Here is a 569-nt window from a genome sequence, read left to right as displayed (position 1 = left end):
ACCAGAACTGACGCGAGGCCGCCGGCCCGGGGTTCCGGTCCGCTGCGGGCCGGGCCGGGGCGGGTTCAGGGGGGGGCTTGCCCGGGGTGGTCCGGTACTCGAATGCCGCGGTGCGTCCGAGACGTGTCCGTCTCACGGTGCGGTCAGTGCGGCTTCCAGCTGAGCTTGCCGCCCCCCACCCATCGGACGGCGGACGGGTCGTCGAGGTCATGGACCGGAATACCTGCCGTCGCGGCGGCGATCAGCACGTCCGTCATGGCGGTCGCGTTCCCGATGACCTCTCCGTCGATCTCGACGATGCGGAAAGGCGGATCCCCGGGCTGGACGGGCAGGACCGTGATCCGTGGGGCCGAGGTGTGCGGACGTTCAGTCATAGGCCGATCGATTCCACGTCGATGCTCCATGTATGCCCTAGGCCATCACTCATGGGCCATATGACCGATTTGAAGTGGTTTTGGAATTTAGTCCCGTAATCCATAAAAGGCCATTTCGTGTGACCTGAGCCCCTTCGTGTTGGAGCAAATCACCCGAATCGGACTCGGTGACCAGCGTCACTTCAGGCGCCCCTG

General features: G+C 65.0%; 1 protein-coding gene. It reads right to left on the bottom strand.

The window, feature by feature from the left end:
- Nucleotides 1-143 precede the first annotated feature (143 nt).
- On the bottom strand, nt 144-374 hold the full coding sequence (locus BFF76_RS30450; protein WP_031098164.1) for a hypothetical protein: 231 nt from the start codon (nt 372-374) through the stop codon (nt 144-146).
- Nucleotides 375-569 lie beyond the last annotated feature (195 nt).

This window comes from Streptomyces mutomycini (assembly GCF_001700505.1).
Taxonomy (GTDB): domain Bacteria; phylum Actinomycetota; class Actinomycetes; order Streptomycetales; family Streptomycetaceae; genus Streptomyces; species Streptomyces mutomycini.
Note: the sequence above shows the minus strand (reverse complement) of the source record. Positions and strands in the feature narration are given on the sequence as shown.

Bases quoted from the DNA above. Each gene is read 5' to 3' on its own strand.
- BFF76_RS30450 (WP_031098164.1), bottom strand. From the start codon at position 374: ATGACTGAACGTCCGCACACCTCGGCCCCACGGATCACGGTCCTGCCC.